Genomic DNA, 6,161 nt, shown 5'->3' with positions numbered 1-6,161 from the left:
CTCCTGCAAGTAGGAACAGTGGGGGGATGTCCCGCACTGTGCCGCCCGAATGTGGAGAAATCTGGTAGCAAAGGAATCTGGATGAATGCTATCAATACAATAGCTTGATAGCTTTTTCTGGTGCGCGGAGAGCCGCTTTTTTGTTCAACTTTCTGGCCCGGCATGGTTCCCATCGGTACATGCCGGGCCATTGGCACAGTGCGGCGCGCTGCGGTGCAGTTCAACTGTTGGCTGCGCAAGCCGGGCACTGCCCTTTACGCCTCGGCAACTACATGGCGCCGTGGCGGCCTGCGGGCTCAGTGGTGGCCTGCAGCGGGGGCGGTGTGCGACATCAGGCGGTCGGTCAGTGCAATTGCCAGCGCGCTGAGCAGGAACACGGTGTGGATGATGGTTTGCCACATCAGCACTTTGACGTCGTAGTTGGCTGCGTTGATGAAGGTCTTGAGCAGGTGGATGGAGCTGATGCCGATGATGGCGGTGGCCAGCTTGACCTTGAGCACCGACGCGTTCACGTGGCTCAGCCATTCGGGCTGGTCGGGATGGTCTTCCAGGTGCAGGCGTGAAACAAAGGTTTCATAGCCGCCCACGATCACCATGATCAGCAGGTTGGAGATCATGACCACGTCGATCAATGCCAGAACGACCAGCATGATGATGGTCTCGTTGAGCGCGGTGACCTCGAAGTCGCTCTTGTAGCCAATGCTGGAGACCAGGCTCTTGAGCGCCGAAGTGTTGCCAAAGGCGGCTTCGATCAGGTGCACCAGCTCCACCCAGAAATGGAACACATACACCGCCTGCGCCAGGATCAAGCCCAGGTACAGGGGCAGCTGCAGCCAGCGGCTGGAAAAAATCAACGAGGGCAGGGGGCGCATGCGTGCGGGGGGCGCGGAGTTTTTGGGCTGGGTCATGGTGAAATGGAAAGGTTGAGGGTTCTAAGGTCGCGCGATTTTAGGGGGGTGGCGTGACAGCCCCTTCACCAAGGTGCCATCTCGGCCTGGTGCAGCGTCTAGACGTAGATTCTGTAAGCTTCGCGCCAGTCAGTGGCTTGTAAGTGCTGCGCCCGACAGTACCGCCCAATTTCAATTCCATCAAAACCAGGAGACAACACCATGAGTGCGCCCACATCCGCGATCGAATCCGTTTTGGTTGAGAACCGCGTGTTCCCGCCGTCCGATGCGGTCGTCAAGGCCGCCCGCGTGTCGGGCATGGCGGGCTACGATGCACTGTGTGCCGAAGCAGACAAGGACTTCGAAGGCTTCTGGGCCCGCCTGGCGCGCGAGAACGTGAACTGGACCCGGCCCTTCACCCGCACGCTCGACACCTCCAACGCCCCGTTCTTCAAATGGTTTGACGATGGCGAGCTCAACGCATCGGCCAACTGCCTGGACCGCCACATCGGCACCCCCACCGAGAACAAGACTGCCATCGTCTTCGAAGCCGACGATGGCGCCGTCACCAAGATCACCTACAAAGAGCTGCTGGCCCGCGTGAGCCAGTTTGCCAACGCGCTCAAGGCCCACGGCGTGGCCAAGGGTGACCGTGTGCTGATCTACATGCCCATGACCATCGAGGGCGTGGTCGCCATGCAGGCCTGCGCGCGCATCGGCGCCACGCACAGCGTGGTGTTCGGCGGCTTCAGCGCCAAGGCCGTGCAGGAGCGCATCATCGACGCAGGCGCCGTGGCAGTGATCACCGCCAACTACCAGATGCGCGGCGGCAAGGAGCTGCCGCTCAAGGCCATCATCGACGAAGCCCTGGCCATGGGCGGCTGCGACACCATCCGCAACGTATTCGTGTTTGAGCGGACGGCCACAGCCTGCAACATGGTGGCTGGGCGCGACAAGACCTTTGGCGAGATGCTGGCCGGACAAAGCACCGAATGCCCCCCCGTGCCCGTGGGCGCCGAGCACCCGCTGTTCATCCTGTACACCAGCGGCTCCACCGGCAAGCCCAAGGGCGTGCAGCACAGCACCGGCGGCTATCTGCTGTGGGCCAAGCTCACCATGGACTGGACGTTTGACTTGCGGGCAGACGACGTGTTCTGGTGCACTGCCGACATCGGCTGGATCACGGGCCACACCTATGTGGCCTACGGTCCGCTGGCAGCGGGTGCCACGCAGATCATCTTTGAAGGCGTTCCCACCTTCCCGAACGCCGGCCGGTTCTGGCAGATGATCGAGAAGCACAAGTGCACGATCTTCTACACCGCGCCCACCGCCATCCGTTCGCTCATCAAGGCCGCCGAGGGCGATGCTGCCGTGCACCCTGCGCGCTCGGACCTGTCGAGCCTGCGCATCCTGGGCAGCGTGGGTGAGCCTATCAACCCCGAAGCCTGGATGTGGTACCACAAGAATGTGGGCGGCGAGCGCTGCCCCATCGTCGACACCTTCTGGCAGACCGAGACTGGCGGCCACGTCATCACCCCACTGCCCGGTGCCACGCCGCTGGTGCCTGGTAGCTGCACCTTGCCTTTGCCTGGCATCACCGCTGCCATCGTGGACGAGATGGGCAACGACGTCGCCAACGGTGCTGGCGGCATCCTGGTCATCAAGAAGCCCTGGCCTAGCATGATCCGCACCATCTGGAACGACCCCGAGCGCTTCAAGAAGGCCTACTTTCCAGAAGAACTCAAGGGCTACTACCTGGCGGGCGACGGCGCCGTGCGCAGCGCCGACCGCGGCTACTTCCGCATCACAGGTCGCATCGATGACGTGCTGAACGTCTCGGGCCACCGCATGGGCACGATGGAGATCGAATCGGCCCTGGTCTCCAAGACCGATCTGGTTGCCGAGGCCGCCGTGGTGGGGCGCCCCGACGACGTGACGGGTGAGGCCATCTGCGCCTTCGTCGTGCTCAAGCGCGCCCGCCCCACCGGCGAAGAGGCCAAGCAGATCGCCAACGAACTGCGCAACTGGGTCGCCAAGGAAATCGGGCCGATTGCCAAGCCCAAGGACATCCGCTTCGGCGACAACCTGCCCAAGACCCGCAGCGGCAAGATCATGCGCCGCCTGCTGCGCAGCATTGCCAAGGGCGAGGCGATCACACAGGACACCTCAACGTTGGAAAACCCTGCAATCCTGGATCAATTGGCCAAGGCCAATTGATCCAGGTGGCGCCGTGTAACGGCGCCAGCGCGCAGCGCTTGCGGGGTTTGTGGACACTCATATCGCGCAGCGATGTGACGTGGCCACAGAACCCCGCAATTCTGGATCACCTTGCCCAGACCAGCTGATTCAGGGAGGCGTCGCGCAGACTGCGCCTGCGATGCCCCCAAAACAAAAGCCGCGTCACATTCCCTGTGGCGCGGCTTTTTTGCTGCGGCTCCGGGGCGTTGCACCCCAGACCAGCAGTTGCGTCAATCGCTTCTTACTTCTGCGTCAGCACCCAGGCTGCCAGCTTCTTGGCGTCTGCATCATTGACCTGTGCATTGGCGGGCATGGGAACAGGGCCCCACACGCCAGAGCCACCCTTGATGATCTTTGTGGCCAGCTTGTCCACGGCATCTTTCTGGCCCGCGTACTTGGCAGCCACGTCTTTGTATGACGGGCCCACCAGCTTCTTGTCCACGGCATGGCATGCCATGCAGTTCTTCGATGTCGCCAGGGCCATGTCGGCCATTGCGGGTGCCGCTACCGACAACATCATGGCAAGAGTGATCAGGGTACGCTTCATGGTGGGTTTTCCTGTGGTTGAGTTACAGTGCTTTTAATGGGATTGTAGTGACTTGGGTTGACAAGCACTTGTCCCTTATCAAGTAGGCCTGTGATGGCACTTTCTGGAGTTTGTGATGTATCTGCTGGGTCTTTCCCTTCTCATACTGGCACTGAAATATTTTGAAATCGGCCCTGTGGCGACCTGGTCCTGGTGGTGGGTGCTGGCCCCTTTTGCTGCCACTGCGTTGTGGTGGGCCTGGGCGGACTCCACGGGTTACACCAAGCGCAAGGCGATGGAGAAGATGGACAAGCGCAAACAAGACCGCATCAACAAACACAAGGAAGCCCTGGGCATTCAGCCGCGCAAGCCGCGCTGAACTGCTGGCGCGCTGGATGCAGCGCTGGTCCAGCTTACCCACTGAAAAAAAACGCCCGAAGCATTGCTTGCGGGCGTTTTTGTTAGGGACACCCCTAGCTAAAGCGCGGCAGGGGTACTGGGCGCGCTGCAGAAACTTCCCCTGTCTCAATATCAACCCATCACTCCTCAATACGCGTCCAGCACCGCCCCCTTGCTCGCGCTCGATGCATTGAACGCAAACTTGGCCTGCACGCCCCGTGTGTAACGTGGGGCAGGGGCCGTCCAGTCAGCACGGCGTTTGGCGATCTCTTCATCAGGCACGTTGAGCTGCAGAAGCAGCTGGCGCGCGTCGATGGTGATGCTGTCGCCTTCGTTGACGAAGGCGATGGTGCCGCCCGCAGCGGCTTCAGGCGCCACGTGGCCGACCACCATGCCCCAGGTACCGCCCGAGAAGCGGCCGTCCGTGATCAGGCCCACGCTCTCGCCCAGCCCGGCGCCAATCAGTGCGCCGGTGGGGGCCAGCATTTCGGGCATGCCGGGGCCGCCCTTGGGGCCCAGGTAGCGCAGCACCATCACATCGCCCGCTTTGATCTTGTCGGCCAGGATGGCTTCCAATGCCGATTGCTCATCGTTGAACACTCGGGCAGGGCCGGTGATCACGGGGTTCTTCAGTCCTGTGATTTTTGCCACGGCGCCCTCGGGGCTCAGGTTGCCCTTGAGGATGGCCAGGTGGCCCTGCGCATACATGGGGTTGCTGATGGGGCGGATCACATCCTGGTCAGCACGGGGCTGGTCGGGCACGTCCTTGAGCACTTCGGCGACTGTCTTGCCGCTGATGGTGATGCAGTCGCCGTGCAGCAGGCCTGCGTTCAGCAAAACCTTCATGACCTGCGGGATGCCGCCCGCGCGGTGCAGGTCCACAGCCAGGTACTTGCCGCTGGGCTTCAAGTCGCACAACACGGGGGTTTTCACGCGCACGCGCTCGAAGTCGTCGATGCTCCATTCCACGCCTGCCGCGTGGGCAATGGCCAGAAAGTGCAGCACCGCGTTGGTGGAGCCACCCGTGGCCATGATCACCGCCACGGCGTTCTCGATGGACTTTTTGGTCACGATGTCGCGCGGCTTCAAGTCCATCTTGATGGCCTCGATCAGCACCTTGGCCGATTCCTTGGCCGAGTTCATCTTCTCGTCGTGCGGGTTGGCCATGGTGGACGAATACGGCAGGCTGATGCCCAGGGCCTCGAACGCGCTGCTCATGGTGTTGGCGGTGTACATGCCGCCGCACGAGCCGGTGCCGGGGATGGCGCGCTTTTCGATCTCCTTGAGGTCAAAGTCGCTGAGCTTGCCCGCTGCGTTCTCGCCCACGGCCTCGAATACGCTCACGATGTTCAGATCCTTGCCCTGGTAGTGGCCCGGCAGTATGGTGCCGCCATACACATAGATGGCGGGCACGTTGGCGCGCAACATGCCCATCAGGCCGCCGGGCATGTTCTTGTCGCATCCGCCGACCACCAGCACACCGTCCATCCACTGCCCGCCCACGCAGGTCTCGATGCAGTCGCTGATGACTTCACGGCTTACCAGGCTGTACTTCATGCCTTCGGTGCCCATGGCCATGCCGTCGCTGATGGTGGGGGTGCCGAACACCTGGGCGTTGCCACCCGCTTCCTCGATGCCTGCAATCGCCGCGTCGGCCAGCTTCTGCAGGCCGCTGTTGCAGGGGGTGATGGTGCTGTGGCCGTTGGCTACGCCCACCATGGGTTTGACGAAGTCGCCTTCCTCATACCCCATGGCGTAGTACATGGAGCGGTTGGGCGCACGCGACTTGCCCTGGGTGATGTTGGCACTGCGGCGGTTGATGGGCGCGGAAGGCTTGCTGGAGTCGGTCATCGTGGGGCGTCCTGATCTCTGGTTTGGGGGGGCTGGAGCGGAATGGATCATTCTGCCAGCGCCGTTGCCGCGCGTGTCGTCTGCCCCTGCCCGCCCCAACGCTAACGCCCCGAGCGGCCATGGGGCTGGGCGATAATTGACAGGTTTGCCCCCGGCACGGCTCAAGAGGTTGGTTGCACGGGCGCGCGAGGGGCCAATATTCCGGCGGCCCGCTTCCCTTTCAGCGATTTTCCAGAAGCCAGCACGATGCCCATCTACCG

5 protein-coding genes are annotated in these 6,161 nt (G+C 62.3%); 2 read left to right on the top strand and 3 right to left on the bottom strand.

What is annotated here, in order from left to right; genetic code table 11:
• Nucleotides 1–296 precede the first annotated feature (296 nt).
• On the bottom strand, nt 297–872 hold the full coding sequence (locus DBR12_RS08700; RefSeq protein WP_369861422.1) for a TIGR00645 family protein: 576 nt from the start codon (nt 870–872) through the stop codon (nt 297–299).
• A 237-nt stretch (nt 873–1,109) separates the two neighbouring features.
• On the opposite strand from DBR12_RS08700, the gene acs reads away from it, so the two are divergent.
• Nucleotides 1,110–3,104, top strand: coding sequence for an acetate--CoA ligase (gene acs, locus DBR12_RS08695; RefSeq protein WP_108616889.1), 1,995 nt, complete (start codon nt 1,110–1,112; stop codon nt 3,102–3,104).
• A 262-nt stretch (nt 3,105–3,366) separates the two neighbouring features.
• On the opposite strand, the gene DBR12_RS08690 is transcribed toward acs, so the two are convergent.
• Nucleotides 3,367–3,672 (bottom strand): c-type cytochrome, encoded by a 306-nt coding sequence (locus DBR12_RS08690; protein ID WP_108616888.1) that lies wholly within the window; start codon nt 3,670–3,672, stop codon nt 3,367–3,369.
• 115 nt (nt 3,673–3,787) lie between these two features.
• On the opposite strand from DBR12_RS08690, the gene DBR12_RS08685 reads away from it, so the two are divergent.
• A complete protein-coding gene (locus tag DBR12_RS08685; protein WP_108616887.1) occupies nt 3,788–4,030 on the top strand; it encodes a TIGR04438 family Trp-rich protein in 243 nt (80 codons plus the stop codon).
• Between the two features lie 167 nt (nt 4,031–4,197).
• Here DBR12_RS08685 and ilvD read toward each other — a convergent pair whose 3' ends face one another.
• Nucleotides 4,198–5,901 carry a dihydroxy-acid dehydratase gene (ilvD, locus tag DBR12_RS08680; RefSeq protein ID WP_108616886.1) on the bottom strand — a complete coding sequence of 568 codons (1,704 nt, stop codon included), beginning with the start codon at nt 5,899–5,901 and terminating at the stop codon, nt 4,198–4,200.
• Nucleotides 5,902–6,161 lie beyond the last annotated feature (260 nt).

This window comes from Acidovorax sp. HMWF029, from assembly GCF_003060895.1.
Classification (GTDB): Bacteria; Pseudomonadota; Gammaproteobacteria; order Burkholderiales; family Burkholderiaceae_C; genus Acidovorax.
The sequence above is the reverse complement of the archived record's forward strand: the minus strand, read 5'-3'. Positions and strand labels throughout refer to the sequence as shown.

Bases quoted from the DNA above. Each gene is read 5' to 3' on its own strand.
- DBR12_RS08690 (WP_108616888.1), bottom strand. From the start codon at position 3,672: ATGAAGCGTACCCTGATCACTCTTGCCATGATGTTGTCGGTAGCGGCA.
- DBR12_RS08700 (WP_369861422.1), bottom strand. From the start codon at position 872: ATGCGCCCCCTGCCCTCGTTGATTTTTTCCAGCCGCTGGCTGCAGCTG.
- DBR12_RS08685 (WP_108616887.1), top strand. From the start codon at position 3,788: ATGTATCTGCTGGGTCTTTCCCTTCTCATACTGGCACTGAAATATTTT.
- ilvD (WP_108616886.1), bottom strand. From the start codon at position 5,901: ATGACCGACTCCAGCAAGCCTTCCGCGCCCATCAACCGCCGCAGTGCC.
- acs (WP_108616889.1), top strand. From the start codon at position 1,110: ATGAGTGCGCCCACATCCGCGATCGAATCCGTTTTGGTTGAGAACCGC.